Source organism: Hansschlegelia quercus (assembly GCF_004310425.1).
GTDB classification, from domain to species: Bacteria; Pseudomonadota; Alphaproteobacteria; order Rhizobiales; family Methylopilaceae; genus Methylopila; species Methylopila quercus.
Window position 1 is genome coordinate 85,724 of sequence record NZ_SIUB01000007.1, and the last position, 24,691, is coordinate 110,414.

Here is a 24,691-nt window from a genome sequence, read left to right on the forward strand (position 1 = left end):
GGAGACCGCGCATGGCCTCGCTTCTGTCTCGCTTCTTCCGGTCTGCGCCGACGCGGAAGTCGTCCGCGCTGGGCGCGCTGATCGCGTTGTCCGGCGGGGGCGCGGCGGTCTGGAGCGCGCGGGATCCGGTGAGTCTCGCCCGGGAGGGCTATCAGAAGAACCCGATCGTCCACCGCGCCGTGCGCATGGTGGCGGAGGCCGCTAGCTCTGTGCCGCTGGTGCTGACCGAGGGCGACAGCGAGCACGAGGCTCACCCGCTGATCGCGCTTCTCGCGCGGCCCGACGGCAGGCTCGGCCGGCCTGGCCTGATCGAGACCGTGGTCGCAAACCTGCTGGTCTCGGGCGATGCCTATCTCGAGGCGGTCGTGGTCGACGGCGAGCCGCGCGAGCTCCATGCGCTGCGGCCGGACCGCATGCGGCTGATTGCAGGCGCCGACGGCTGGCCGGAGGCTTACGAATACCGCTGCGGGGCGGAGGTCGCGCGCTACGACCAGCGCGCCGAGCCGGTCCCGCCGATCCTGCATATCACGCTGCACCACCCGCTCGACGATCATTATGGCCTGAGCCCGCTGGAGCCGGCGGCGGCTGCGATCGACCTGCACAACGCGGCCTCGGCCTGGAACAAGGCGCTATTGGACAACGCCGCGCGGCCCTCCGGGGCGCTGGTCTACAAGGGGCCGGAAGGGCAGGGGCTCTCCGACGACCAGGTCGAGCGGCTGAAGACCGAGCTTGAGGCGCAGTTCTCCGGCGCCGCGAACGCCGGACGCCCGCTGCTGCTCGACGGCGGACTGGACTGGCGGCCGATGGCGCTGACGCCGCAGGAGATGGACTTCCTGCAGGCCAAGAACGCCGCGGCGCGCGACATCGCTCTGGTCTTCGGCGTGCCGCCGATGCTGCTGGGCATCCCTGGCGACGCGACTTATGCGAACTACGCCGAGGCGAACCGCGCGCTTTGGCGCCAGACGGTCATCCCGCTGCTGACGCGCGTCGCGCGCTCGCTCGCCGGCTGGCTCGGCCCAGCCTGGGACGCCGAGCTGACGCTGACGCCCGATCTCGACGCCATCGAGGCCCTCTCGACCGAGCGCGAGGCGCTGTGGCGGCGCGTGACGGACGCCGACTTTCTCGAGGAGGACGAAAAGCGCGCCGCGGTCGGCTACCAGCCGCGTGTCGGGTGAGCGTTCACTTCGCCTCCTGGTAGTTCCGCCAGCCTTTTCTGACGGCGTCGCGCAAAGGGCCGTCGTCGCAATTGACCTTTTTCGCTGCGGCGCGGGCCTTCTGAAGCACCTCCGCCTGTTCCGCATCGAACGGCGCGCCGAGGCCTTCGCTCAGTTTCGCCACCATCGCCGACGCTTCGTCTTCGGTGGCGAGGCCGCAGGCGACGACATAGCCCGCGAACAGGCCGAGATTGCCGATCCGCTCGCGGAGCAGCGCAGGTTCGGCCGCAAACGCCGGCGTGGCGAGCAGGGCTAGCAGGGCGGCCGTCTTCTTCATCTGTCTTCGTCGCCGACGCTTCGTTCCGCCGGATAGGCGGACCCGCTTCATAACGCTCACGGACAGCGAGATCATGCCCAACCCGCATCTGCGGGCGCGAACGCTCGCGCCCGAATTGAAGCGCCTGCCCGTCGCGCCCGCAGTCTCCGCCGACGGCACGGTCGAGGGGTACGCCAGCCTGTTCGGCGTGGTCGATCTCGGCCGCGACCGGGTGGAGCGCGGCGCGTTCGCGGCTTCCCTCGCGCGGCGCGGGGCGCGCGGGGTGCGGTTCCTGTTCCAACACGACCCCGCAGAGCCGATCGGCGCCTGGACGTCGATCTCCGAGGATGTCCGCGGCCTGCGGGTCTTCGGCCGGCTGAACCTCGCCGTCGCCCGCGCCCGGGAGGTGCACGCGCTGCTCAGGCAAGGCGGACTTGACGGCCTGTCCATCGGCTTTCGCGCGGTGCGCTCCGCGCGAGCGGCCGGCGGGGTCCGAAGGCTGATCGAGATCGACCTTTGGGAGATCTCGGTCGTCACCTTCCCGATGCTGCCCGACGCACGGGTGGCGAACGTGAAGCGGCAGTTCTCCTCAAGAACCGTCGCGCCCGCCTCCCGGCTCTGAGCTGAGCCGCCTACCCGGCGCTCCATCTTCCCCGCCGCCTCGGCGGCTTCATCCCCAGAGGCTCCAATCCATGACCGAACTCGCGACCATGCGCTCTCCCGAGACCAAGGCGGCGGAGGCGGCGCCTTCGAGCCTCGAGGTGGTGACCGCCTTCGACGACTTCATGCGCTCCTTCGAGGCCTTCAAGGAGGTCAATGACGAGCGTCTCGCCGAGATCGAGGCGCGGATGCCGGACGCCGTGACGAGCGAGAAGCTCGCCCGACTGGACGACGCGCTCGACCGCCAGCAGAAGACGCTGGCCGAGTTGACGACCAAGGCGCGTCGCCCTGCGCTTCAGGCGGCCGACGGTCACGACCATGCCGCGCCGCGCGAGCACAAGGCGGCGTTCGACGTTTATGTCCGGCGCGGCGAGGTGTCCTCGCTGAAGAGCCTGGAATCGAAGGCGCTCGCCGCCGTCACCGACGCTCAGGGCGGCTACCTCGTGCCGGAGGCGACCGAGCGTGAGATCGGCCGGCGCCTCGCCGAGGTCTCGCCGATCCGCGCCATCGCTTCGGTCCAGCAGGTGACGACCTCCGTCTTCCGCAAGCCGTTCGCGACCGACGGCTTCGCCGCCGGTTGGGCCGCGGAGACCGCGGCGCGGGTCCAATCCGCAACGCCCAATCTCGACGAGCTCGCCTTCCCCGCGATGGAGCTGTTCGCGATGCCGGCGGCGACGCAGACGCTGCTCGACGACGCGGCGGTCGATCTCGACCGCTGGATCGCCGAGGAGGTCGAGACCGCCTTCGCCGAGCAGGAGAGCGTCGCCTTCGTCACCGGCGACGGGACCACGCGGCCTCAAGGGTTTTTGACGCCGCCCAAGGTCGCGAACAGCAGCTGGACCTGGGGCAAGATCGGCTACGTGCCGACCGGCGCCGCCGGCGCCTTCGCCGCGGCCACGCCCTCGGACGCGCTGCTCGACCTCGTCTATGCGCTGCGCTCGGGCTATCGCCGCAACGCGACCTTCGTGATGAACCGGCGCAGCCAGGCTGCGATCCGCAAACTGAAGGACGCCGACGGCCGCTATCTCTGGGAGCCGCCTGCGACCGCAGGCGCGACCGCGACGCTGATGGGCTTTCCGATCGCCGAGGCCGAGGCGATGCCGGACATTGCGGCCGACGCCCACGCCATCGCCTTCGGCGACTTCCGCCGCGGCTATCTCGTGGTCGACCGGATCGGCGTGCGCATCCTGCGCGATCCGTTCACGGCGAAACCCTACGTGCTGTTCTACACGACCAAGCGGGTGGGCGGCGGCGTGCAGGACTTCGACGCCATCAAGACGCTGAAGTTCGCGACGAGCTGAACGGCTCTCATCCCTCCCCACGCTGACGCGGGGGGAGGGATCACTCGCGCCTCATCCTTCCCAGGACATCGTCATGCCCGCCCAAATCTTGACCGCGCCTGCGGCCGAGCCGATCTCGCTCGGCCAGGCGAAGGCCTATCTGCGCCTCGAGCACGACGCCGAGGACGAGCTGGTGGCGAGCCTGGTCGCGGCCGCTGCGCGGCAGGTCGAGGCGCTCACCCGACGGGTGCTCGTCGCGCAGCGCTGGCGGTTCTCCGCGGCTTTTCCCTGCGGTGGCGGTTCGATCGCGCTGAAGCCGCGGCCGGTGCGCGAGGTGGAGGCGGTGCGCCTTCAGCGCGCGGACGGCGGCTGGACCACGCTGTCGCCCGAGCAGTGGCGGTTCGACTCGGGCGCGGAGCGGCTGACGATCCTCGCAGCCGCCCCCGCCGGCCGCATGGTCGAGGCGGATCTCGCCGTCGGCTATGGCGATCCGGAGGACGTGCCGGAATCGTTGAAGCTCGCGATCCGCCGGCTCACCGCCGACTTCTTCGAGCGGCGCGAGGCGCGAGGCGAGACGCCCGCGGACGTCGCCTCGCTCGTCGCGCCCTATCGGGACCTTGCGCTGTGAGCGGGCCGGGAGCGTTGCGCCGGCGCGTCGCGATCGACCGTCCGGCCGATATCGAGGACGGCGTCGGCGGCTTCGTCCGGGGCTTTGCGGCGCTCGCCGAGACCTTCGCCGAGGTAGAGCCGGTCTCTTCCGACCAGCAGGAGAAGGGGCGGGCGCTCGGCTTAAGAACGCTGTGGCGCGTGACGATCCGCGCGCGCGGCGACCTCGGCGGAGGCTTCCGGCTGCGCTGGCGGGACCAGGCTTTCGCCGTGCTCTCGGTCCGCCCGCTCGATTCCGACGGCCGCTTCGAGGAACTGCTCTGCGAGGAGTTTTCGGCATGAGCGCCGCCTCGCTCGCTCTCCGCATTGCGCTTCGCCAGCGGCTGATCGGAGACGCCGCGCTTTCCGCCTTGCTTGGCGGCCCGCGGATCTACGACGAGCCGCCGCGCGGCGCCGCGCCGCCTTACGTGGCGCTGGGCGTCGCGGTGGCGCGCGACCTTTCCGGCGATCTCGCGCCGGCTGAAGAACACGAGCTCGCGGTCGAGATCTGGTCGCGCGAGGGGGGCTTATCGGAAGCGCTGAAGGCGGCCGACCGTCTCGCCCGCGCAGCCGACGGCCCGGCGCTCGCGCTTACGGGGCACCGGGTCGCGTCGTTCGACTGGATCGCGACCGAGGCCGCCAAGATCGCCGAAGACGGGCTGAGACGCGCGACCGTCACCTTTCGGGCGGTCACGGAGCCGGCTGAATAGCACGCACCACCAACAGCGAGAAAACGATGGCCATCCAGAAGGGCAAGGACCTGCTCGTGAAGGTCGCCGACGGCGCGGGAGGGTTCGTCACCGTGGCGGGGCTCAAATCCCGCTCGTTCTCGATCAATTCCGAGCCGGTGGACGTCACCCATTCCGAAAGCGCCGGGCGCTGGCGCGAGCTCCTCGCCGGCGCCGGCGCCAAGAAGGCGAGCGTGGCGGGGGCGGGCGTGTTCCGCGACGAGGCCTCCGACGCGCTGATGCGCGGCCTCGCCTTCGACGGCGCGATCGCCGACTTCCAGATCGTGGTGCCGGATTTCGGCCGCATCCAGGGCCCGTTTCAGATCACGGGGCTGGAGTTCAAGGGCGACCATGCCGGCGAGGTCGCCTACGACCTCGCGCTCGAAAGCGCCGGCGCGCTGAGCTTCACCGCGATCTGACGTCGCCGTCATCCCGGACGAGGCGGCAGAGCCGCGTCGAGCCGGGATCGCGCCCAGGATCGAGCGCCCTGTCCGTCGCACGATCCCGGCTCTTCGCCTTCGGCTACGGCCGGGATGACGCCTCGTTTTGAAGGATTTCCCCCATGCCCGCGAACCGACGCCGCGGCGAGGTCGAGGCCGTGTTCGACGGTCGGCCCCGCCGCTTGGTGCTGACGCTCGGCGCGCTGGCCGAGCTCGAATCAGCCTTCGGGGTCGACGACCTCACGGCCCTCGCCGAACGCCTCGAGAGCGGCCGGCTGTCCGCCCGCGACGCCACGACCATCCTCGCGGCGGGTCTTCGCGGCGCGGGCGACGACGCCTCCGAGGCCGACGTCGCGCGGATGACGCATGAAGACGGCGCGGCGGGCTTCGTCGCAGCGGTCGCCGAGCTGCTGCAGGTCACGTTCGGCGGCGGAGAGGCATCGGGCGGGGAGGCGGGGGAGGACCCCAAAACCCCTTTCCCTGGGACGCGTTAACTGCCTTCGGGCTCGGCGTCCTGAAGCTCGCGCCGGACGCCTTCTGGCGCGCGACGCCGCGGGAGATGGCGGCGGCGCTCGACGGCGTGCGCGGACGCAGCCCCGCCGGCGCGCCGCTCCGGAAAACCGAACTCGAACGCCTGATGGCGCGCTTTCCCGACTGAGGAGTTTTGGACATGGCCGTACAGGACCCGATCGGCTTGAGCGTCTCGGTCGACATGAGCGGGTTCCGCCGCGAGCTGTCCGAGGCGGAGCGGCTGTCGCGCGGCTTCGGCCGGGCGATCGGCGACGCGCTCGAAGGCGGCGTGGTCAAGGGCCGCTCTCTGAGCGACGTGCTGCGCGGGCTCGGGAGCCGGTTGTCCGAGATCGCGCTGTCGGCCGCGCTCAAACCTGTCGAAACCGCGCTCGGCGGGCTGTTCGGCAATCTGACCAAAGGACTTCTGGGCGGCGTCACGCCCTTCGCGAAAGGCGGCGTGCTCGGCGCACCTACCGTGCTTTCCGGCGGCGCGGGGCTGGCTCTCGCCGGCGAAGCTGGCCCGGAGGCCGTGCTGCCGCTCGCCCGCGGCGCGGACGGACGGCTCGGCGTGGCCGGCGGCGGTTCAGGCCACGGGCCGATCACGATCAACATCGCGACGCCCGACGTCGAGGGGTTCCGCCGTTCGGAGACCCAGGTGTCGGCAGCCCTCGCCCGCGCGGTGGCGCGTGGGCGGCGGGGGTTGTGAAGCCAAGCCGTCATCCCGGACGGCCGCAAGGCCGATCCGGGATCGTCCTCCGCGAATGCGCCTCTTTCTGCTGACGATCCCGGCTCTCGCTTTGCTCGGCCGTGATGACGGAGCTTCTTGATGACCCCCTTCCACGACATCCGCTTCCCGACCGACATTGCGCGCGGCGCGAAGGGTGGGCCGGAGCGGCGGACGGAGATCGCGACGCTCGGCTCCGGCTTCGAAGAGCGCAACGCCGTCTGGGCGCATTCGCGCCGGCGGTGGGACGCCGGGCTCGGCGTGCGCACGCTCGTCCAGCTTTCGGCCGTGCTGGCGTTCTTCGAGGAGCGGCGCGGGCGGCTCGTCGGATTTCGTTTCCAGGACCCGCTCGATCATTCCTCCGCGCCGCCCGGGACCCAGATCACCGCGCTCGACCAGCGTCTCGGAACAGGCGACGGGATGACGCGGCGGTTCGCGCTCACGAAAACATACGGCGCCGCGTATGACCCTTACGTCCGGCCGATCCTAAAGCCTGTCGCGGGCACGCTGCGGATCGCTGTCGCGGGCGTCGAGACCGCGTTCGCGCTCCAGCCTGACGGCGCGGCGCTGCTTGACGCGGCGCCCCCGCCGGCTGCGCTCGTGACCGCGGGCTTCCGCTTCGACACGCCTGTGCGGTTCGACACGGACCGGCTGGAGGTCGACCTCGCGGCGTTCGAGGCCGGCTCGGTGCCCTCCGTGCCGCTTGTGGAGATCAGGCTGGCGTAGCCGTCGCTCTCTAAAGCGCGACCTTTAGACGAGACATGACATGCGCGACATCCCTCCTGCTCTCGCGGCCTCGCTCGCCTCCGGCGTCACCACGCTCGCCCGCTGCTGGCGGCTGACGCGGCGGGATGGGGCGACGCTGGGCTTCACCGACCACGACGAAGACCTCGCCTTCGATGGCGTGACCTATCGCGCCGCGACGGGCATGACGGCGTCCGCGGCCGAAAGCGCGCTCGGGCTCGCGGTTTCCGGCCTCGATGTGGTCGGCGCGCTCGACGACTCCGGGCTCACCGAAGCCGATCTCGCCCGCGGCGCCTATGACGGCGCCTCCGTCGCGCTTTACCTTGTGGACTGGTCGGCGCCGGAAAACCGCTTGCTGCTGTTTTCCGGCGCGCTGGGGGAAGTCGCGCGCGAAAGCGCGGCCTTTTCCGCCGAGCTTCGCAGCCTGACCCACGCACTGGCGCAACCCCGCGGCCGGGTCTACCAGCGCGCCTGCGACGCGGATCTTGGCGACGCCAGGTGCAAGGTCGATCTGACGCTGCCCCAGCATCGCGTCGAAGGGGTGGTGACGGAGGTTCGCGGCTCGCGTGGCTTCGTCTCCACGGCGCTTGCCGGGCGCGGGTCGAGCTTCGCACTGGGACGGATCGTCTGGACCAGCGGCGCCAACGCCGGCGCGGCCGGGGAGCTTCGCCGCCATGTGGAGGCCGAGGCGGAGCTCGCCGAAACGGCCGCCATGCCGATCGCGGCCGGCGACGGCTTCGTCGTCACCGCGGGCTGCGACAAGAGCTTCGCCACCTGTCGAGGCCGCTTTGGCAACCGCCTGAACTTCCGCGGTTTTCCTGACATGCCCGGCAATGACTGGCTCGGCGCTCCGGCGCGCTCCAGCGGCGACAATGACGGAGGCCGGCTTGGTTAACGCTTTGTGTGAGGAGCGGCCTGCAACGCTCGACGGCGCCTTGGTCGTCAGCGAAGCGCAAACATGGATCGGCACGCCCTACCGGCATCGCGCGTCCTTGCGCGGCGCGGGCGCCGATTGCCTCGGCGTCATCCGCGGCGTCTGGCGCGCGCTGATCGGACCGGAGCCGGAAGACCTGCCGCCTTACGCCCGTTCCTGGGCCGAGGATGGCGCCGGCGAGCCGATGCTGGACGCCGCTTTGCGCTGGCTGGTCCGGCAGGAGGCGGGGCCGATCGAACCTGGCGACGTGCTGCTGTTCCGCGTCGCGCGTGGCGGCCCGGCGAAACACGCCGGGATCGCGACGGGCGCGCGGATGATGGTGCACGCCTATGACGGCCATGCCGTGACCGAGACGCCGATCCCGGAGGCGTGGGAGCGGCGGATCGTCGGGCGCTTCCGGTTTCCAGCCGCTGAGACCGCCTGCGTGCTTCGAGACGCCCGCTGACGCGGGCTCCTCAGCATGAGGACCGTTTGAGGTTCTCGATGCTCCTCGTGCTGAGGAGCTTTGGGGCGAAGTCCCAGGCGTCTCGAAGCACGCGCGACAGATCAACCTTGAAGGCGCACTCCCCATGGCCGTACTCGCCCTTACAGCTGTCGGCGCCGCGGTGGGCGGGGCGGCGTTGCCGGGCGGGATCACGCTCTTCGGCGCGACGCTTTCGGGCGCTGCGATAGGCAGCGCGGTGGGCGGGCTCGCCGGCGCCGCGCTCGACCAGTCGTTGCTCGCGCAGACTACGAAGCAGAGCGGGCCGCGGCTGTCGGACCTGCGCATCACCGCCTCGACCGAGGGCGCGCCGGTCATGCGCGTCTATGGCCGCATGCGCATCGGCGGCCAGGTGATCTGGGCGAGCCGTTTCCGCGAGACGTCCGACACCGAAACCTCCGGTGGCAAAGGCGGCGGGGGCGGGCAGAAGGTCAAGACGACGACCTACAGCTATTCCGCGAGCTTTGCCGTCGGTCTTTGCGAAGGCGTGGTCGAGGAGATCGGCCGGATTTGGGCCGACGGAGAGCCTCTGGCCAAGGGCGACTATGAGATCCGCCTCCACCGCGGAGCCGAGGACCAGCTGCCGGACCCGAAGATCGTCGCGGTCGAGGGCGCCGATTTCGCGCCCGCCTATCGCGGCCTCGCCTACCTCGTCTTCGAGGAGCTGCCGCTGGAGGCGTTCGGCAACCGCGTGCCGCAGATCACGGTGGAGGTCATCCGCCGGCCTCCGTCCGTCGAGCCGCAGCTGGAGGACCTCGTCACCGCGGTCACGATGATCCCCGGCTCATCCGAATTTGCCTACGCGACAGACGTTGTAGAGCGGTCCGTCGGCTTCGGCGCCTGGGAGGCGGAGAACGCGCATGTCGCGGGCGCCGGGGCGGACATGCTGGTCGCGCTCGATGATCTCGAGGCGCTGGCGCCGAACGCCGGCCATGTCTCGCTGGTCGTCGCCTGGCACGGGACGGACCTGCGCGCCGGCCATTGTGAGATCCGGCCCGAGGTCGAGATCCGGGACAAGAACACGCGACCCTACGCTTGGCGCGTCGGCGGCCTGACGCGCGACGAGGCGGATCTCGTAAGCCGGCGCGACGGCGCGCCCGCGCTCGGCGGCGCGCCGGCCGACCGTGCGGTCTATGACGCGATCCGCGAAATGAAGGATCGCGGGCTCGAGGTGATGCTGAACCCGTTCCTGCTGATGGACATCGCGCCGGGCAACGCGCTGCCGGACCCCTATGGCGGGGCGGAGCAGGCGGCCTATCCCTGGCGCGGGCGCATCGTCTGCCATCCTGCGCCGGGGCAGCCGGGATCGCCCGACCGGACAGCGGCGATCGACGCGCAAGTCGCGGCGTTCTTCGGAACCGCCGCGTCGAACCATTTCGACTGGAGCGGCGACGAGCGCCGCGTGGGTTATGACGGGCCGGAGGAGTGGTCCTACCGCCGCTTCGTGCTGCACATGGCGACGATCGCCAGACATGCCGGCGCGGACGCCTTCCTGATCGGCTCGGAGATGGTCGGCCTGACGCGGCTGCGCGCCGCCGGCGGCGGCTATCCCGCGGTTGCGGCGCTGAAAGACCTCGCTGCGGACGTCCGCGCGATCGTCGGGCCAAATGTGAAGATCGGCTACGCCGCGGATTGGACCGAATACGCCAATCACCGGCCGGACGACAACTCGAACGACGTCATCTTTCATCTCGATCCGCTCTGGGCGGACGCGAACATCGATTTCGTCGGGATCGACAATTACGCGTCGCTCGCGGACTGGCGGGACGGGGCGGGCCATCTCGACGCGCTCGCCGGTTGGCGGGGCGTAAACGACCTTTCTTATCTCGACGCCAACATCGAGGGCGGCGAAGGCTATGATTGGTTCTACGCCAGCCCCGCTGCGCGCGACGCGCAAATCCGCACGCCGATCGTCGACACCGCCCATGGCGAACATTGGCTCTTCCGAGCCAAGGATTTCGTCGGTTGGTGGGCCAACGCGCATCACGATCGGCCGGGCGGCGCTCGCGCGGAGACGCCGACGCAGTGGGTTCCGCAGTCCAAGCCGATCTGGTTCTGCGAGCTCGGCTGCCCGGCCGTCGACCGTGGGGCGAACCAGCCGAACGTGTTCGTCGATGCGAAATCATCCGAGAGCGGGCTGCCTCATTTCTCCAGCGGCCGCCGCGACGATGTCGGCCAGCGCGCGGCGCTGACCGCGCAGCTGACGCACTGGGCTGACCCTGAGAACAATCCGGTTTCGGCGTTGACGTCGGCCCCGATGATCGACGTCGCGCGCATCTATCTCTGGACCTGGGACGCGCGCCCGCACGCGGTGTTCCCCGCCCGCAGCGACGTCTGGAAGGACGCCGACAACTGGCGGCTCGGCCACTGGCTCACTGGACGCCTTGGCCTCGCGAGCCTCCGCGACCTCGTCGCTGACATCGCGGGCGGCTTGAGCGTCCCGCTCGACCTCGATGATCTCGAAGGCCTTGTGCGCGGCTACGCGCCGGACCGGGTGATGAGCGCGCGCGAGGCGATCGAGCCGCTACTCGACGCCTATGGCGCGACGGCGCTGGCCCGCGCCGACGCCATTCGTTTCTCGAACCGGCGGGAGACGCCGGTTGCGGAGCTCGTACGCGAGGATCTGGCCGATCTCGGCGAGAGCAAGCCGGCGTTCCGGCTCACCCGCGCGCAGGCGTCCGAAGTGCCGCGGATCCTGAAGCTGCGCTACCTCGACCCTGACGCGGATTACCGCCAAAGCGCGGTCGACGCCCGGCGGCTGGCGGGCGAGGGCAAAGCGGTGGCGGAGGTCTCGCTGGCGCTCGCGCTCGACGCCGACGAGGCGCAGGCGCTCGCAGACGGCATGCTGATCGAGGCCTCCGTCGCGCGCGAGCGGGGCGAATGGGCGCTGCCGCCGAGCCGACTTGCGCTCGAGCCGGGCGACCTCGTGCGTTTCTCCGCCCATGGCCGCACCATGCTGATGCGGCTCGACTCCGTCGGGGAGGAGTTCGCTCGGCCCGTGAAAGCGACGCGCGCCGACCCGGACGCGCGAGAGGTGGAGCGCGTCGTCGCCGAGCGCAGGCCGCCGGGCGATCCGGCGCGCGCGGCGGCGCCTGTCTTCGAGGTTCTCGACCTGCCGCTGCTGACCGGCGACGAGCCGGCCCACGCGCCACGTCTCGCGGCTTACGGCAAGCCCTGGACGCCCGTCGCGGTCTACCGCTCGGAAAACGTGGAGAGCTTCCTGCTCGACCAGGTTCTGGCCTCGCCGGCGACGATCGGCCGGTTGACCGCGCCGCTGGGCGCGCATCCGAGCGGGCGCTTCGATCGCACGAACGCGCTCGAAGTGGAGATCGGCCCGGACCGTGTGCTCGAAAGCCGGGCCGAAGAAGCGGTGCTCGCCGGCGGCAACGTCGCCGCCGTGCGCGGGGCGTCGGGGGCCTGGGAGGTGCTGCAGTTCCTCGACGCTGAACTGGTCGGCGCCGGTCGATGGCGGCTCACCGGACTGCTGCGCGGGCAGGCGGGGACCGAGGACGCGATCGGCGCGGACGAGGGCGCCGCCTTCGTGCTCATCGACCAGCGGACGCCGCCGGCCGGGCTCGGCTCAGGGGCGCTCGGGCGGCTCGTCACATGGCGGGCGGGACCGGCGACCAAGCCGCGGAACGACGCGACCTATGTCGAAACGGCTGTTCCTATCGGCGGGCGCGGGCTGCTGCCCTATGCGCCGGTGCGGCTCACCGCCCAACGTGACGCGGGGACCGGCGACGTGACGCTGGAATGGACTCGGCGCACGCGCATCGGCGGCGACGATTTCGACATCCGCGAGGTCAGGCTCGGCGAGGAGACCGAGGCCTACGAGATTTCGATCCTCTCGGACGGCGCGCTCGTGAGGACAGCGGAGACACCGTCCCCGCGATACGTGTATGCGCACGTCGCGCAGCAAGAGGACTTCGGCGGCCTGCCTGCCAGCCTCGCCTTTACCGTCCGCCAGCTGTCCGCAGAGGCGGGTCTGGGTCTGCCGGCAAGCGCCGAAATCGCGCTTTAGGCCCGGCTCGTCGTCCCGGCCGTAGCGAAGCGGAGAGCCGGGATCGTCGCTGGAACGTGGATCCTCCGGTCGAGCCCGAGGATGACGTCTTGTCCCGAGGCGACGAGCCTGCGTCCCGTCCTGATCGCGATCCCGGCTCGGCCTTTGGCCGTCCGGGATGACGCTCTGCGTCCGACGCGCATGTTTTCGATACCGGAGCCTTTTCATGTCCCAGAGCCCGCATCTCGGTCTCAGCTTCCTCGCGCCCGCGCAGGCGCAGAAGCATGTCACCGTCAATGAGACGTTCCGCCGGCTGGACGCGCTGGTGCAACTCGGCGTGCTGGACCGGACGCTGACCGCGCCGCCGTCGACGCCGGCCGAGGGCGATCGCCACATCGTCGGCGCCGCGCCGATAGGCGCGTGGGCGGACCATGCGAGCGAGATCGCGGCGTTCCTCGACGGAACCTGGATCTTCGTGGAGCCGAAGCCGGGCTGGCTTGCTTACGTCGCGGCCGAGGGCGTGTTGCTGGTCTTTGTCGGCGGCGCATGGGTCGGCGCGTTGGGGGCGCTCGCCTCGCTCGACAATCTCGGCCAACTCGGGATCGCCGCGACGGCGGACGCCACCAACCGGCTCGCCGTTACATCGCCCGCGGCCTTGTTCAACCATGCCGGGGCCGGCGTGCAGGTGAAGCTCAACAAGGCGAGCGCGGCCGACACGGCGAGCGTGCTGTTCCAGCGCGCGTTCTCCGGCCGCGCGGAGTTCGGGCTCGCAGGCTCCGACGCGTTCAGCCTCAAGGTTTCCGCCGACGGTGCGAGCTGGACCACGGCGCTCAGCGTCGATCCCGCCACTGGCGTCGTCGACATGGGGCAGACGCCCTCCATTCAGGTCGACAAGTTTGCGGCGTCCGGCGTCTGGACGAAGCCGGCCTGGGCGCGGCGTGTCCGGGCGATCCTGATCTCCGGCGGCGCCGGCGGCGGTTCGGGCGCGCTGAGAGCCGCGGGCGCCGCGGCCGGCGGCGGCTCGGGCGGCGCGACGGGCCAGGCGGTCGAAGTGGAGTTTTCGGCGGCCGATCTCTCGGCCACGGTCGCGGTCACGATCGGCGCCGGGGGGACGGGCGGCGCGGCTCAGACCAGCGCGAACGCTGACGGCCAGCCCGGCGCGCCCGGTGGAGACACGGCCTTCGGCTCTTACGCGAAGGCCGCGCCGTTGTCCTCGGCGATCGGCCTTGGAGGGACGACATCGTCCGTGTCCGGCGGAACGCATTCCGGCTACCGAGACGCGCCGCCTTCCACCACCGCCTCGGGCGGATCGGGGAGCACGGGCGCCGGCGGCTCCGGGCAGAACGGATACGGCCGCGCGAGCGGCCCCGGCGGTGGAGGCGGCGGGCTGACGGCCGCCGACGCCGCTGGCGCAGGGGGAGCAAGCGGGTCCGCCTTCAACAGCGTCGGCGCGCCGGTCGCCGCCGACGGCGGCGCGACCGCGGGCGCCTCCGGCGTGGCCGGCGCTTCCTATGCAGGCCTCGCCCACACTCTGCTCGCGGGCTGCTCCGGCGGCGGCGGAGCGGGTGGCCACGCAGTCAACGGCGGCGCCGGCGGCAGCGGTGCGATACCCGGCGGCGGCGGCGGAGGAGGAGGCGCGAGCCGCAACGGCCGCAGTTCAGGCCGCGGCGGCGATGGCGCGCGTGGCGAAGCCTGGATCATCTCGATGCGCTGAGGCGCGCTGTTCAAAACTCCCAAATTCCATCCTCAGGCCGCCTCCGGGCGGCTTCGTCACGTCCGGAGGTCTCCATGCGCTCGTTCTTCGAAGCGACTTATCCGCAGTCCTCGCATCGTGGCGCGCAGGCGCCGGAGTTCTCCGACGATCGGCCGACGGTCGCGGTATTGGCCGCCGGCGTGCGCCAGGCCGTCGCGGTGCCGAGCGGCGGCGCGGGCCGCGCGAACTACGTCGCCTTCGCAGGCGACGGGTCCGAGTTCTGGGCGTGGTACGGCGGCGCGGGCACGACGCTCGCGATCCCCTCCGCCACGACGGCGACCGATACGGGCGAGCTCTGCCCCGACGTCCGCCGCATTCCGGACGGCGCGACGCATATCGTGCTCGTCGCTCCTGCGGCCTGCAAGGTCGCGCTCAACTTCGCGCGTTGAAAGGGGGGACCCATGAGCCTGTTCAACACGAGACCGTCCGCCGCGCAGATTGGCCTCATGACGGCGCGCATCTCGAGCGTCGATCCGGCGACGAAGATCGTCAAAGGCTCGGCGCCGGCCTATGCGACCGTCGTCGTCAGCGTCGACGGCGCTGTCGCGCTGACCGTCACGGCGGACGGCTCAGGCGCATGGCGGGGCTTCCTTCCGGCGGCGCCCAATGGCGGCCAGGTCGTCAGCGCGGCGGCGAGCGCCGACACCTCCTGCGTCGTGCCGGGCGGCGTCGGCCTGCCTGCTTCGGTGACGACGCTGGTCGCGATGGGCGACAGCATCACCGCGGGCGTCGCCGCCTCCGCGCCCGCCAACAGCTGGGTCAGCAAGGTCGCGGCGCTGCTCGGCGCGACCGCGACCAATGCGGGCGTCAACGGAACGGTCCTGCAGAACTCTGCCGACAGCGGCGGCTCGCCGCGCGCCGACAACATGCGCGACCGCTACGCCGCGCAGATGACCGGGGCGTCCAAAAAGGCTCTGGCGATCATCGCAGGCGGCCTGAACGACGCGCGCTACACGGCTGCGCCGGCGACCATGAACGTCGCGAACTACATCAACGACTATCGCGAGATGCTGACCGGCCTCGTCAATGGCGGCTACCCCGCCAACCGCATCGTCATAGTCACCCCGCACTGGATGCCCGACGCCGGCTTTTCAAACGGGACCACGGGGTTCACCGCGCAGACGCGTTCCGGCTACGAGACGTACGTCAAAGCCGCAAAGGACCTCGCCCGAGAGTTCGGCTGCTATCTCGCCGACAGCTTCGCCGCGATGCAGTCGGCTGCGGCGAACGGCGTCGCGATCATGGATGCGGACGCCATCCATCCGAACGACGCGGGCCACGACGTCATCATGCAGGCGGTCGCCGACGCCAGGCTTCAGGTGCGGACCGCCTGTGTCTATGACAGCTTTTCGGGCGCCGACGGCGACAGCCTGACGGCGCGCGCCGGCGAGATCGGCGCGTCGTGGACGCTCGCCTTCGGCTACACGCCGGGAACGCCTGCGCCTCAGATCGCCGCGAACCGCCTCTACAATACCGCGCTTTCCTCAGTCTATGCGGCGTCCGGCCAGCCGGGATCGGCGGATTACGAGGTCATCGCGACGCTCTACTGTCTCTCCAGCCTTGCCGGAGAGAACGTCGGGATCTTCGGCCGCGGCGTCGTCACGGGCGCGGACTCCCGTTACTGGGCGCGCTACCTGCAGGGGACCGGCTGGCAGCTGTACAAGACGGTCGGCGGCGTCTCGACCCAACTCGGCGCGACGTCTCCGGCGTCGCCCATGACGGCGGGGATCGCGCGCCGTCTGATGCTTCGCATGGTCGGCGGCGCGATCTCGCTATGGGTCGACGGAGCGCAGCTCATCACCGTGACCGACGCTGACATCGCCGCCGCGGGCTTCAGCGGCGTCCGCCTCGCGACGGCGAAAACGGCGACGACAGGGATCCATGTCGAGGATCTGCTCACGAGGCCCGTGACGCCGATGGCGAGCTGAGTCCGATCGGGCTCAGACGAAGCAGGAACCCGCTCAGCCTCTACCAGACGTTGGTCTCTCGATCGATCTCGCGATCTTCGATGCGCCTCTCGACCGGCGTCTCTTTCGCCCGGTGTTGACGCCACCAGACCTGCAACGCGACGACGCCGCCGATCAGCACGATCAGGCTGACCGCGCCCATGACCAGTCCGCTGGCGGTCATGACCTTCTCCCAGTTTGAACGCGTGACCTGAACGGCCGCGGGAACAAACGGTTTCCGCATCGAGCTTCGGAAAAGCCACGTCAGGCCGTGGCCTCTTACCTCAGGAGATCTCCATGACCGTGCTGGACATCCAGCAGCGGCTGCTTGCGCTCGGCCATAATCCAGGCGCGCTCGACGGCGCGTGGGGACCGCGGACGCGCGCAGCCGTCATCGCGTTTCAGAGGTCGGTCGGGCTCGATCCCGACGGCGTCGCCGGCCCAAAGACGATCGCGGCGCTCAACAGGCAGACGCCAGACGCGACACCGCTCAAGCCGGGCGAACCGGTGTGGGTGCTCGAAGGCCGGCGCAAGCTCGGCCTCCACGAGAGCCTGAACAGCGCAGCGCTAAAGGCCTGGTTGAAGTCCGATGGCCATACCATCGGCGACCCGGCCGTATATCCATGGTGCGGCGACTTCGTCGAGACCTGTATCCGCCTCGGGCTGCCCGAAGAGCCCGTGCCCGCAAATCCCTATCTGGCGCGCAACTGGATGAGCTTCGGCGTCGTCTGTCCGAAGCCGGTCGTGGGCGCGGTGGCCGTGTTCTGGCGCGGATCGAAGGCCGGCTCACAAGGCCATGTCGGCTTCATGGTCGGGCAGGACGCGACCTATCTGTCAGTCCTCGGCGGCAACCAGGGAAACACGATCTCGGTCAGCCGGATCGCGAAGAGCCGCCTGCTCGGATGTCGCTGGCCGAGAACCGCCGGGGCGATCTCCGTCGCGGCGATGGGCCCGGCGGTCGGCGACCTCACCCACGACGAAGCGTGATCCGACATAGGTCGTCGGTTCTGGCAGCGTCGTCTTCAGCGAGGCCAATCGTTCCTGCAGCCGTCCCATGTAGTGCTCGGCGTGAAGGACCGGCAATCCGTCCTTCTTAAGCTGCGCAATCAGTTGCTGCTGCTGCGAGATCGTTACGCTCGCCCTGCTGATCCGACGCCGGATCGCCTGTTCTGAAAGCTCATCGACCTTCAAGCATGCCTCCGCCAAAGCCAGGGCCTCATCCCGCCTTGGTATGCCAGGTAACATGTTGAACAAGCCTGAGGAAATTACCTCGAAATCTGCCTGATCGCGGCATTCGGGACCCCTGAACGCGTCCTGCGTCGAATCGCCTCCGCCGCGTGATCGCTCTTCGCTGCGCCGCAGCGAAGCCGTCACCGGGTATGCCCGCCAGATCCCGCGCCGGCCGGCTGCCGCGCATCTTCCGATCTCGGAGATTGTCATGAACCTGCTCTCACGAGCGGCCCATGCGGGCCTGCTCGCGGTTTCGCTCGCCGCCTGCTCGGGAGCGACGCCCAGGACCGACCTTGTCGCAGCGCCGCCGTCGCCGACGGTCACGGCCCGACCCACCGCGCAGGAGAAGGCCGAAGCGACCTTCGAGCAGGCTTGCGAGTATTCCCGTCTCGCGATGGCGGGTTGGGGCCTCGCGCGGCTCTTCGTGAAGCTGAGCGACGAGGATCTCGCCACAGCCGATTGGGCGGTCGACCTCGCCTCGCAGACCTGCGCCAACCCGCCCGAGCTGCGGACCGTCGCCGGGTGGACGGCCGCCGTCGCCCGGCTCGATCAGGCCGTTCAAGAGTTCAAGTCCGCGCGCGGCGCGACGAAGCGGGAAGCCTGAGCCATGTCGAAAGCCATCACGGCCGCGCTTGTCGCCGCGGCGACCTCCACCGTCGCCGCCACCATTCGCGACGTCGCGATCTCCGGCGCCGTCGTCCGCGCCGACGCCGCGACGAATCTTGCTTCCGGAGCCATCGAGAAAGCTGTCGCGATGCCCTCCGTACAGGACGCGATCGCGTCCGTCCGGGCCGAGCCCATCGCCTGGTACAGGTCGCAGGCGCTTTGGGGCGGCCTCCTTGCGCTGGCGCCGAGCCTCGTAATCTTCGCAGGCCAGCGGCTCGGCTTCGAGATCACGGACGGCGAAGCCGCGGAGATCGTCTCGCAGGTCACCGCGATCGCCGGCGCGATCCTGGCTCTCCATGGCCGCGTGACCACCACGCGCCCGATCGCCGGCACCGCGGCCGCCGCGAAGGTCCTCGAGACCTAATCGCTCAGTGAGGCCCGTCCGATGACCGGATCCCATGCACAGTCCGTCTACGCGCATGACGACGCCAAGCTCGCGGCGCTCGAACAGCGGGTGTACGGCCTCGAGCGCGGAGTCCAGGACCTCAACCAGCTGTTCACCGGCCGCATCGGCGACGTCTCGGCGCAGCTCGCCGGGCTGGCGTCGAAGCTCGACGAGCGCTCGCGCACGCCTTGGGCGACGATCGTGTCCGCAATGGGCGTGGTGCTCGCGATCGTGATCGCGGGCGGCCAACTCGCCAAGGCTCCGATTGACGACGCGCTTCATCGCGTCGAGCGCGACCAGACGCGGCTCGAGGCCCAGTCGACGCCGCTCGCGACCTTCGTCGACTTCAAGGCGACATACGAAAACAACCGGCTGGTTCTGCGGCAGGACGTCGACGCGCGCTTTGCAGGCCTCAGCGCCGCGATCAAATCGGTCGAAGGGCAGGCGCGCGAGGCGCTGACGTCGCTTCCCTCCCGCTCCGAACTGGACGAGCGGCGGCGCGCGAGCGAGCAGGCCGTCGAGGGGCTTCAACGCCAGATTGACCGGCTGCCGCTTTCAGCCGATTGCGCGAAAGTGCGGGGATGACCATAGGCTCTGGCCAGCGCCCGGATCGGCCTTACTTTCCGCGACCGGCGGCGCGGCCTCCGGGCGTTCATCAGCCGTTCAAGCGGAAGGGCAGTAGAAGTGGCCATGAAGCGGCCCAGCGCAGCGGCTTTAGGCGCGCTCCTCGTTCTCTGGGGAAGCGTTGCTGCGGCCGCAGAGGATGGGCCGCCGCCGCCTCAGAAGAGTGAGGCGCCACGGCAGCCCAACGACGACGAAGGGGGCCTCAAGCGCGCGCGCGACATGGCGAGGCGCGCCGATCCGTCCGGCGGGGTGGACTGCCTCAATGGCCGCGAAGCGCGACGCGCGATCGCCGAGAAGCGCGCGGTCACGCTCGCGCAGGCCCTCCGCACAGCGCGCGACGCATGGCCCGGCGAGGTCATCGACTACCGGCTCTGCACCTATGACGGCCGCGTCGCCTACGAGCTCACGCTGCTCGCAGACGATGGGCGGGTCGGGCGCGTCCGCGTCTCGGCCTCAGACGGAGCGCTTCTCGGCGTCCGCTAGCGCTAGCGCTCTCGCCCTCGACCTGGGCCTCTGCCACACTGCGGCGTCACATCGGAGTTTTCAGTCCCCATGCGCCTTCTCGTCGTCGAAGACGATCCCGACCTGAACCGGCAGATCGCGACTGCGCTCGAGGAGGCCGGCTACGCCGTCGACCGCGCGCTCGACGGCGAGGAAGGCCACTTTCTCGGCGACACCGAACCCTATGACGCCATCGTGCTCGATCTCGGCCTGCCGAAGAAGGACGGGATCAGCGTGCTCGAGCAATGGCGACGGGACGGGCGCTCGACGCCGGTCCTGATCCTGACCGCGCGAGACCGCTGGTCGGACAAGGTGCAGGGCTTCGACGCCGGCGCCGACGACTATGTCGCTAAGCCTTTCCACATGGAGGAGATTCTCGCCCGGGTCCGCGCGCTTCTGCGTCGCGCGAGCGGCCACGCCTCGAGTGAACTGTTGTGCGGCCCTGTTAGGCTCGACACCCGCGCCGGACGGGTCACCATCGACGGCAACGCGATACGGCTGACCTCGCACGAATACCGGCTGCTCGCCTACATGATGCACCATCAGGGCCGCGTCGTGTCGCGGACCGAGCTCGTCGAGCATCTCTACGATCAGGATTTCGACCGAGACTCGAACACGATCGAAGTGTTCGTGGGCCGACTTCGCAAGAAGCTCGGCCCGGACGTGATCCAGACCGTGCGCGGCCTCGGCTATCTGTTGGCGCCCCCGGAGATCGCGTGAGCGCGGACGCCGACCTCGCTCCGGCCGCGCTTGGCCTCTCCCGCGAGGGGCGGGCCGCAGCGGAGAAACCGGCGCCGGAGGGCTCCCGCCACGGTGCGTCAGTCGCGGCCCGCCTCTTCGTTTCCGCTGCGCTTTGGGCCGGCGCCGTACTGCTGATCGGCGGCGTGACGCTGTCGTCCTATTACACCCGCTCCGTCGAGCGAGGGTTCGACCAGCGGCTGCACGTCTATCTCAAGACGCTGGTCGGCGCAGTCGCCGACGGCGCTTTCGGTCGAAAGGATCCGGGCTCCTTCGGCGAGCCGCGCTTCGACCTCCCGCTCTCGGGCTGGTACTGGCAGATCACTAGGATCGACCGCGATCCGCCTGAGGCGACCACCTCCAAATCCCTGTTCGAGGAGCAACTGCCGCGTCTTGCCGATGTCGGCGTCCCGGAAACCATTGTCGGCACGCGCGAAGGCTACGCCAAGGGACCCGACGGGCAGCGGCTGCGCATGGTCGAGCGGACGATCGATCTTGGCCAGGACGGCCGCTACGCGATCGCGATCGGCGCAGCCGCCGGCGAGATCGATCGGGACGTCTCCGACTTCAACGCCGCTTTGCTGGTGAGCTTCCTTGCTTTGTTCGCGGGTTTGATCGCGACCACCTGGTTCCAGGTCGGCTTCGGTCTCAGGCCGCTGCGACGGATCCGCGCCCAGCTCGCCGACATCCGCGCCGGTCGCCGGTCCCGCCTCGGCGGCGCCTTTCCACGCGAGATCGCGCCGCTCGCGGGCGAGCTCAATGCGCTGCTCGACTCGAACCGGGAGATCGTGGAGCGCGCGCGCACCCATGTCGGCAATCTTGCGCATGGGCTGAAGACGCCGCTCTCGGTGATCGCGAACGAGGCGAATGTCAGCGCCGACCCGTTCGCCGAGAAGGTGCGGGAGCAGGCGCAGATCATGCGCCGCCAGGTCGACCACCATCTCGAGCGCGCGCGGCTTTCGGCTGGCGTCGCCTTCGCCGGCGAGGCTGCGGAGGTGAGGCCCGCGCTGGAGGCGCTCGCGCGTACGATGGAGAAGGTCTATCGCGGCCGCGACATCGCCGTGGAGCTCGCCTGCGGCGATGACCTCCGGTTTCGCGGCGAGAAGCAGGACCTCGAGGAGATGGTCGGCAATCTTGTCGACAACGCCTTTAAATGGGCGGGCGGCCGGGTCGCGATCGTGGCCGAGACGGCCGGCAAGCCGGCGGCCGGCGCTCGGGAGACCTTCCGCGTGGTGGTTGATGACGACGGTCCCGGCCTCGGAGCCGATGAGCGCGAGGAGGTCATGCGACGCGGCCGCAGGCTAGACGAGACCAAGCCGGGCTCAGGCCTTGGGCTCGCGATCGTGAACGACCTCGCCGCGATGTATGGCGGTCGTCTGGCCCTAGACCGCTCCCCGACCGGCGGCCTGCGCTGCCAGTTGGAGCTCCCGGCGGCGTAATCTCACCTGAGCGTCGCGCGCGCCGCCAGAAGGCCGAGCGTCAGCCGGGCCGTCTTCAGAGGAGCGGGCGCGCCGCGGGCGCCGGCGGCGGCGAAGGCGTGGGACGGCAGGTCCGCCGAGAACCGCCCGCAATCCAGCCCGGAGCCCAGCCCGAGCAGACGGGACAGCGCTTCCGGCCCGTCCGCGCCCAGCGCGACCGCGGAGCCGATATCGGACGCTGTGATTTCGGCGCCGAAGTCGACGAAAGCGGAGTCCGCATCCTCCGCGCCGAGCCGGGCGAGATAGGCGGCGACCGGGCCATCCGCTTCGTCGGAGAGCGCGTCGACCACGGGCTGCTGGTCTTCGGTCGCTGCGAAGAGATGGTTGGCCGCCGCCAGTCCGGCGCGCCAGCCGCTCGCGATCGCGTCCGCGACGCCCGATCCGGCGAACGCGGTAAACAGCCCATGTTCCGGCCGAAGCCCTGAGCGTCGCGCGAGTTCGTCTCGGGCAGCGAACCCCCCGGCGACGACGAGCGCGTCAGCCTCGATCGAGCGCGCCGCAGCGGCGGCGCCGTCCCCCAGGCGATTGGCGGCCCGGACGCCGGTGATGCGGCCGGCGCCCTCGTCATAGTCGACGCCCGTGACGACGCTCGAAAACGCCAGAGGCAGGCCGAGCGCCTTCGCCTCGTCGACGATCCCTCCTTGCGGGGCGTCGCGGGCGTCGAGGGTCATCTCGACCGAAACGCCCGCTTCCTTCAGATCGACCGCCGTGCGGTAGCCGTCGTCCGAGAGCGTCGCGACGACGACCTTCTCGCCCGGCGCGACGGCGTGTCGGCGGAGCAGCGCGCGCGCAGCCTGGGAGCCGATGATCCCAGGCCGGTCATTGTCGCGGAACACCAGCGGGCGCTCGCGAAAACCGGTCGCGAGCACGACGGCGCCGGCGGAGATGCGGCGCACGACGACCTCGCCAGGCCGGCGCGGATCCGACCGCTCGATTGCGACGACCGCCGGGCCGGGCTCGATGTCGATCACAGTCGCGCCCAGGCGCAGCGCGTCTCGATCCGCGAACGCGGCGGCCGCCCGCGCCGTCCAGTCGCCGAGCGCGCGCTCCGCGACCACGGCGTCGAACAGATCCGAGGTTCCGCAGGGGCGGCGCGACGCCTCGACGATCACGACGTGAAGCCCTGTGCGGCGAAGCGCGGTGACGGCGGCGACGCCCGCGGCGCCGGAGCCGATCACGACGACGTCGCAGGTTTCCTCGATCGTAGACGGGAGCGGGCGAGGCGCCGGGAGCCTCATGCGGGGCAGGGGCAGAACGCGGCGCAGCCGCTCGATCGCGACGCCACGGATCATGCCGCGCACGGAAGTCTTCGGAGCGAGCCGTACGGGTCGCGCCGCCATGCCTTCGCGGATCACGATCTCGTCGCCGGAGATTGCGGCCCAGTCGCCGGAATCGTCCTCGATCATCACGGGCACGTGGTCCTCGAGCCCGAGCGCCGCGAGCGCGCGTGGGCGGCCGAGCGTCGGGCTCGTCGCCCAGCGCGGCGCTCCCGACGCCAGCAGCGCGCTCGCCAGCGTGTCGCCGTAGAGGCCCGACAGCGCGCGTCCGGCGAAGCGGAAGCCGACCGGCTCGTCGCGATCGATCCGCGTTCCGAAGCGGGCGCCGGCGGACGGCGGCAGACGGAACGGTCCGCTCATCGCGCAACCTCCCGCGTCGGCCGTCTTGTCGGCGCGAACGGCGCCAGCGCGAGGTCCGCCGGCTTGTCCGCGAGCATCCGGACCGCGTCGCGCCACGTCGAGACGGCGCCCGACAGCGCGTCGCGGCCGAAGCCCAGCGACAGCCAGAGGCCGGGAATGTCTGCCGCGCCGACCTGCGCCCGACCGTCGACGCCGGTCCAGACCGTCACCGGTTCTTCCGACGCCATGACGAGACGCGACAGCGACGGCGCGGCCTCCACCGCGCGCCGCGCGAGTTCGTTTCCGCTGAACGGCCCGGACAGCGTGATCGCTCCGTCGATATCGCGCGACAAAGTGAGGTCGCCGACCAGCAGCGCCGGCCCGAGCGACGGACCGCCGGGTTCCGCGACGATGATCTGGCGCTCCTCCCGCTTCAGCGACAGCCGACCCCTATTCTCCCGAACGAGGCGAATGGCGGCGAAATCGTCGGCGAGCATCACACGACGCGCCGCGATCAGCCGTCCGCCGACGATCACCCCTGCGACGCCCAAGTCATCGCGCTCGAGCCGTTCGACCGGCGCGCCCGCGAACAGGGCCGCGCCCTGCTGGGCGGCGGCGTCGGCGAGCGCGAAGGCGAGCGCGTCGGCGTCGACCGTCAGCGCGCCGGGTTCGTAGAGCGCGGCGCCGACGTCGCGCCCCGCGCCGAGCGGTGGGCTCAACGCCGAGACCTCGAGCGGCGGGACCATCCATGCCGCAACGCCGGCAGCCTTCGCGGCTCCTGCCGCCGCGGTGAGCGCCTCGACGTCATACTGGGAAGAGGCGAGGGCGAGAACGCCGGCCGCATCGCGCGCGACCGGGCCCGGCAGCCGCCCCACCAGCCGCTTCAGCCGCTTCGGCGCGCGCGCCTCTGCCGCGAGGCGGTTGAGGTCGCTATGGGCGGACCGCACCACCGGCCAGGCGCGCTCGTCAGCCGCCGCGGCGATCTCCCCCTCCGCGAACAGCGCGACCGGCCCGCGGCTTGCGCAGCCGAGCGCGATCGCGAGCGCCCGCACGCCGCCGCCTACGATGACGATGTCGTAGGCTTCGGCGGGGCTTTGCCCCACGGAAGCGGCGTGCGACCGGGCGGGAGAGGGCGGAC

General features: G+C 70.8%; 28 protein-coding genes. 24 read left to right on the plus strand and 4 right to left on the minus strand.

Annotated elements, in window-relative coordinates; genetic code table 11:
• The first annotated feature begins 11 nt into the window (after nt 1-11).
• Nucleotides 12-1,175 carry a phage portal protein gene (locus EYR15_RS13830; protein ID WP_131004148.1) on the plus strand — a complete coding sequence of 388 codons (1,164 nt, stop codon included), beginning with the start codon at nt 12-14 and terminating at the stop codon, nt 1,173-1,175.
• A 4-nt stretch (nt 1,176-1,179) separates the two neighbouring features.
• Here the strand turns inward: EYR15_RS13830 and EYR15_RS13835 are convergent, their stop codons facing one another.
• A complete protein-coding gene (locus EYR15_RS13835) occupies nt 1,180-1,491 on the minus strand; it encodes a hypothetical protein (RefSeq protein WP_131004149.1) in 312 nt (103 codons plus the stop codon).
• Nucleotides 1,492-1,564: 73 nt separating this feature from the next.
• Between EYR15_RS13835 and EYR15_RS13840 the strand changes: the two genes are divergently transcribed.
• The 16 genes from EYR15_RS13840 to EYR15_RS13915 all read left to right on the plus strand — a co-directional run bounded on the left by EYR15_RS13840 (nt 1,565) and on the right by EYR15_RS13915 (nt 16,297).
• On the plus strand, nt 1,565-2,092 hold the full coding sequence (locus EYR15_RS13840; RefSeq protein ID WP_131004150.1) for an HK97 family phage prohead protease: 528 nt from the start codon (nt 1,565-1,567) through the stop codon (nt 2,090-2,092).
• Between the two features lie 70 nt (nt 2,093-2,162).
• Complete coding sequence (locus tag EYR15_RS13845) at nt 2,163-3,431, plus strand: phage major capsid protein (protein WP_131004151.1); 1,269 nt, start codon at nt 2,163-2,165, stop codon at nt 3,429-3,431.
• A gap of 73 nt (nt 3,432-3,504) precedes the next feature.
• Nucleotides 3,505-4,038 (plus strand): head-tail connector protein, encoded by a 534-nt coding sequence (locus EYR15_RS13850; RefSeq protein ID WP_131004152.1) that lies wholly within the window; start codon nt 3,505-3,507, stop codon nt 4,036-4,038.
• Entirely contained in the window at nt 4,035-4,358 is a 324-nt protein-coding gene (locus tag EYR15_RS13855; protein ID WP_245498326.1) for a head-tail adaptor protein, read from the plus strand. The genes EYR15_RS13850 and EYR15_RS13855 overlap by 4 nt, the downstream gene beginning before the upstream one ends.
• Nucleotides 4,355-4,765, plus strand: coding sequence for a DUF3168 domain-containing protein (locus tag EYR15_RS13860; RefSeq protein ID WP_131004153.1), 411 nt, complete (start codon nt 4,355-4,357; stop codon nt 4,763-4,765). Before EYR15_RS13855 ends, EYR15_RS13860 begins: the two co-directional genes overlap by 4 nt.
• A gap of 26 nt (nt 4,766-4,791) precedes the next feature.
• Nucleotides 4,792-5,202: a phage major tail protein, TP901-1 family gene (locus EYR15_RS13865; protein WP_131004154.1), complete on the plus strand. Its 411-nt coding sequence runs from the start codon at nt 4,792-4,794 to the stop codon at nt 5,200-5,202.
• A gap of 143 nt (nt 5,203-5,345) precedes the next feature.
• On the plus strand, nt 5,346-5,717 hold the full coding sequence (locus EYR15_RS13870; protein ID WP_131004155.1) for a gene transfer agent family protein: 372 nt from the start codon (nt 5,346-5,348) through the stop codon (nt 5,715-5,717).
• A 20-nt stretch (nt 5,718-5,737) separates the two neighbouring features.
• Nucleotides 5,738-5,881 (plus strand): phage tail assembly chaperone, encoded by a 144-nt coding sequence (locus EYR15_RS13875; protein WP_245498333.1) that lies wholly within the window; start codon nt 5,738-5,740, stop codon nt 5,879-5,881.
• A gap of 12 nt (nt 5,882-5,893) precedes the next feature.
• A complete protein-coding gene (locus EYR15_RS13880) occupies nt 5,894-6,439 on the plus strand; it encodes a phage tail tape measure protein (RefSeq protein WP_131004157.1) in 546 nt (181 codons plus the stop codon).
• Between the two features lie 120 nt (nt 6,440-6,559).
• The gene (locus tag EYR15_RS13885; RefSeq protein WP_131004158.1) at nt 6,560-7,183 is read left to right on the plus strand and encodes a DUF2460 domain-containing protein; all 624 of its coding nucleotides are present in this window, start codon (nt 6,560-6,562) and stop codon (nt 7,181-7,183) included.
• Between the two features lie 40 nt (nt 7,184-7,223).
• Entirely contained in the window at nt 7,224-8,096 is an 873-nt protein-coding gene (locus EYR15_RS13890; protein ID WP_131004159.1) for a DUF2163 domain-containing protein, read from the plus strand.
• Nucleotides 8,089-8,580, plus strand: a complete 492-nt coding sequence (locus tag EYR15_RS13895) for an NlpC/P60 family protein (protein ID WP_245498327.1) — start codon at nt 8,089-8,091, stop codon at nt 8,578-8,580. Before EYR15_RS13890 ends, EYR15_RS13895 begins: the two co-directional genes overlap by 8 nt.
• A 124-nt stretch (nt 8,581-8,704) precedes the next feature.
• Complete coding sequence (locus tag EYR15_RS13900; protein ID WP_131004161.1) at nt 8,705-12,637, plus strand: baseplate multidomain protein megatron; 3,933 nt, start codon at nt 8,705-8,707, stop codon at nt 12,635-12,637.
• Between the two features lie 205 nt (nt 12,638-12,842).
• Nucleotides 12,843-14,330, plus strand: a complete 1,488-nt coding sequence (locus tag EYR15_RS13905; RefSeq protein ID WP_165455505.1) for a DUF2793 domain-containing protein — start codon at nt 12,843-12,845, stop codon at nt 14,328-14,330.
• A gap of 74 nt (nt 14,331-14,404) precedes the next feature.
• On the plus strand, nt 14,405-14,758 hold the full coding sequence (locus EYR15_RS13910) for a hypothetical protein (RefSeq protein WP_131004163.1): 354 nt from the start codon (nt 14,405-14,407) through the stop codon (nt 14,756-14,758).
• A 12-nt stretch (nt 14,759-14,770) separates the two neighbouring features.
• On the plus strand, nt 14,771-16,297 hold the full coding sequence (locus tag EYR15_RS13915; protein WP_131004164.1) for an SGNH/GDSL hydrolase family protein: 1,527 nt from the start codon (nt 14,771-14,773) through the stop codon (nt 16,295-16,297).
• 40 nt (nt 16,298-16,337) lie between these two features.
• Here the strand turns inward: EYR15_RS13915 and EYR15_RS17010 are convergent, their stop codons facing one another.
• Nucleotides 16,338-16,499: a hypothetical protein gene (locus tag EYR15_RS17010; RefSeq protein ID WP_165455506.1), complete on the minus strand. Its 162-nt coding sequence runs from the start codon at nt 16,497-16,499 to the stop codon at nt 16,338-16,340.
• A gap of 113 nt (nt 16,500-16,612) precedes the next feature.
• On the opposite strand from EYR15_RS17010, the gene EYR15_RS13920 reads away from it, so the two are divergent.
• From EYR15_RS13920 to EYR15_RS13950, 7 genes are all read left to right on the plus strand, one after another.
• Nucleotides 16,613-17,302 (plus strand): NlpC/P60 family protein, encoded by a 690-nt coding sequence (locus EYR15_RS13920; protein WP_131004165.1) that lies wholly within the window; start codon nt 16,613-16,615, stop codon nt 17,300-17,302.
• 451 nt (nt 17,303-17,753) lie between these two features.
• The gene (locus EYR15_RS13925; protein ID WP_131004166.1) at nt 17,754-18,149 is read left to right on the plus strand and encodes a hypothetical protein; all 396 of its coding nucleotides are present in this window, start codon (nt 17,754-17,756) and stop codon (nt 18,147-18,149) included.
• 3 nt (nt 18,150-18,152) lie between these two features.
• Nucleotides 18,153-18,575, plus strand: a complete 423-nt coding sequence (locus EYR15_RS13930; protein ID WP_131004167.1) for a hypothetical protein — start codon at nt 18,153-18,155, stop codon at nt 18,573-18,575.
• A gap of 21 nt (nt 18,576-18,596) precedes the next feature.
• Nucleotides 18,597-19,181, plus strand: a complete 585-nt coding sequence (locus tag EYR15_RS13935) for a hypothetical protein (RefSeq protein ID WP_131004168.1) — start codon at nt 18,597-18,599, stop codon at nt 19,179-19,181.
• A gap of 258 nt (nt 19,182-19,439) precedes the next feature.
• On the plus strand, nt 19,440-19,703 hold the full coding sequence (locus EYR15_RS13940; RefSeq protein WP_131004169.1) for a PepSY domain-containing protein: 264 nt from the start codon (nt 19,440-19,442) through the stop codon (nt 19,701-19,703).
• A gap of 69 nt (nt 19,704-19,772) precedes the next feature.
• Nucleotides 19,773-20,441 (plus strand): response regulator transcription factor, encoded by a 669-nt coding sequence (locus tag EYR15_RS13945; RefSeq protein WP_131004170.1) that lies wholly within the window; start codon nt 19,773-19,775, stop codon nt 20,439-20,441.
• A complete protein-coding gene (locus EYR15_RS13950) occupies nt 20,438-21,898 on the plus strand; it encodes an ATP-binding protein (protein ID WP_131004171.1) in 1,461 nt (486 codons plus the stop codon). Before EYR15_RS13945 ends, EYR15_RS13950 begins: the two co-directional genes overlap by 4 nt.
• Nucleotides 21,899-21,900: 2 nt before the next feature.
• Here EYR15_RS13950 and EYR15_RS13955 read toward each other — a convergent pair whose 3' ends face one another.
• Both EYR15_RS13955 and EYR15_RS13960 read right to left on the minus strand, forming a co-directional pair.
• Nucleotides 21,901-23,574: an FAD-dependent oxidoreductase gene (locus tag EYR15_RS13955; RefSeq protein ID WP_131004172.1), complete on the minus strand. Its 1,674-nt coding sequence runs from the start codon at nt 23,572-23,574 to the stop codon at nt 21,901-21,903.
• Entirely contained in the window at nt 23,571-24,656 is a 1,086-nt protein-coding gene (locus tag EYR15_RS13960; RefSeq protein ID WP_165455507.1) for an NAD(P)/FAD-dependent oxidoreductase, read from the minus strand. Before EYR15_RS13960 ends, EYR15_RS13955 begins: the two co-directional genes overlap by 4 nt.
• Nucleotides 24,657-24,691: the final 35 nt, after the last annotated feature.

Excerpts from the sequence above, each read along its gene's own strand:
- EYR15_RS13835 (WP_131004149.1), bottom strand. The coding sequence starts at position 1,491 with ATGAAGAAGACGGCCGCCCTGCTAGCCCTGCTCGCCACGCCGGCGTTT.
- EYR15_RS13830 (WP_131004148.1), top strand. The coding sequence starts at position 12 with ATGGCCTCGCTTCTGTCTCGCTTCTTCCGGTCTGCGCCGACGCGGAAG.
- EYR15_RS13955 (WP_131004172.1), bottom strand. The coding sequence starts at position 23,574 with ATGAGCGGACCGTTCCGTCTGCCGCCGTCCGCCGGCGCCCGCTTCGGA.
- EYR15_RS13885 (WP_131004158.1), top strand. The coding sequence starts at position 6,560 with ATGACCCCCTTCCACGACATCCGCTTCCCGACCGACATTGCGCGCGGC.
- EYR15_RS13865 (WP_131004154.1), top strand. The coding sequence starts at position 4,792 with ATGGCCATCCAGAAGGGCAAGGACCTGCTCGTGAAGGTCGCCGACGGC.
- EYR15_RS13920 (WP_131004165.1), top strand. The coding sequence starts at position 16,613 with ATGACCGTGCTGGACATCCAGCAGCGGCTGCTTGCGCTCGGCCATAAT.
- EYR15_RS13890 (WP_131004159.1), top strand. The coding sequence starts at position 7,224 with ATGCGCGACATCCCTCCTGCTCTCGCGGCCTCGCTCGCCTCCGGCGTC.
- EYR15_RS13860 (WP_131004153.1), top strand. The coding sequence starts at position 4,355 with ATGAGCGCCGCCTCGCTCGCTCTCCGCATTGCGCTTCGCCAGCGGCTG.
- EYR15_RS13915 (WP_131004164.1), top strand. The coding sequence starts at position 14,771 with ATGAGCCTGTTCAACACGAGACCGTCCGCCGCGCAGATTGGCCTCATG.
- EYR15_RS13930 (WP_131004167.1), top strand. The coding sequence starts at position 18,153 with ATGTCGAAAGCCATCACGGCCGCGCTTGTCGCCGCGGCGACCTCCACC.
- EYR15_RS13905 (WP_165455505.1), top strand. The coding sequence starts at position 12,843 with ATGTCCCAGAGCCCGCATCTCGGTCTCAGCTTCCTCGCGCCCGCGCAG.
- EYR15_RS13880 (WP_131004157.1), top strand. The coding sequence starts at position 5,894 with ATGGCCGTACAGGACCCGATCGGCTTGAGCGTCTCGGTCGACATGAGC.
- EYR15_RS13870 (WP_131004155.1), top strand. The coding sequence starts at position 5,346 with ATGCCCGCGAACCGACGCCGCGGCGAGGTCGAGGCCGTGTTCGACGGT.
- EYR15_RS13845 (WP_131004151.1), top strand. The coding sequence starts at position 2,163 with ATGACCGAACTCGCGACCATGCGCTCTCCCGAGACCAAGGCGGCGGAG.
- EYR15_RS13850 (WP_131004152.1), top strand. The coding sequence starts at position 3,505 with ATGCCCGCCCAAATCTTGACCGCGCCTGCGGCCGAGCCGATCTCGCTC.
- EYR15_RS13945 (WP_131004170.1), top strand. The coding sequence starts at position 19,773 with ATGCGCCTTCTCGTCGTCGAAGACGATCCCGACCTGAACCGGCAGATC.
- EYR15_RS13900 (WP_131004161.1), top strand. The coding sequence starts at position 8,705 with ATGGCCGTACTCGCCCTTACAGCTGTCGGCGCCGCGGTGGGCGGGGCG.
- EYR15_RS17010 (WP_165455506.1), bottom strand. The coding sequence starts at position 16,499 with ATGACCGCCAGCGGACTGGTCATGGGCGCGGTCAGCCTGATCGTGCTG.
- EYR15_RS13935 (WP_131004168.1), top strand. The coding sequence starts at position 18,597 with ATGACCGGATCCCATGCACAGTCCGTCTACGCGCATGACGACGCCAAG.
- EYR15_RS13910 (WP_131004163.1), top strand. The coding sequence starts at position 14,405 with ATGCGCTCGTTCTTCGAAGCGACTTATCCGCAGTCCTCGCATCGTGGC.
- EYR15_RS13925 (WP_131004166.1), top strand. The coding sequence starts at position 17,754 with ATGAACCTGCTCTCACGAGCGGCCCATGCGGGCCTGCTCGCGGTTTCG.
- EYR15_RS13940 (WP_131004169.1), top strand. The coding sequence starts at position 19,440 with ATGGCGAGGCGCGCCGATCCGTCCGGCGGGGTGGACTGCCTCAATGGC.
- EYR15_RS13840 (WP_131004150.1), top strand. The coding sequence starts at position 1,565 with ATGCCCAACCCGCATCTGCGGGCGCGAACGCTCGCGCCCGAATTGAAG.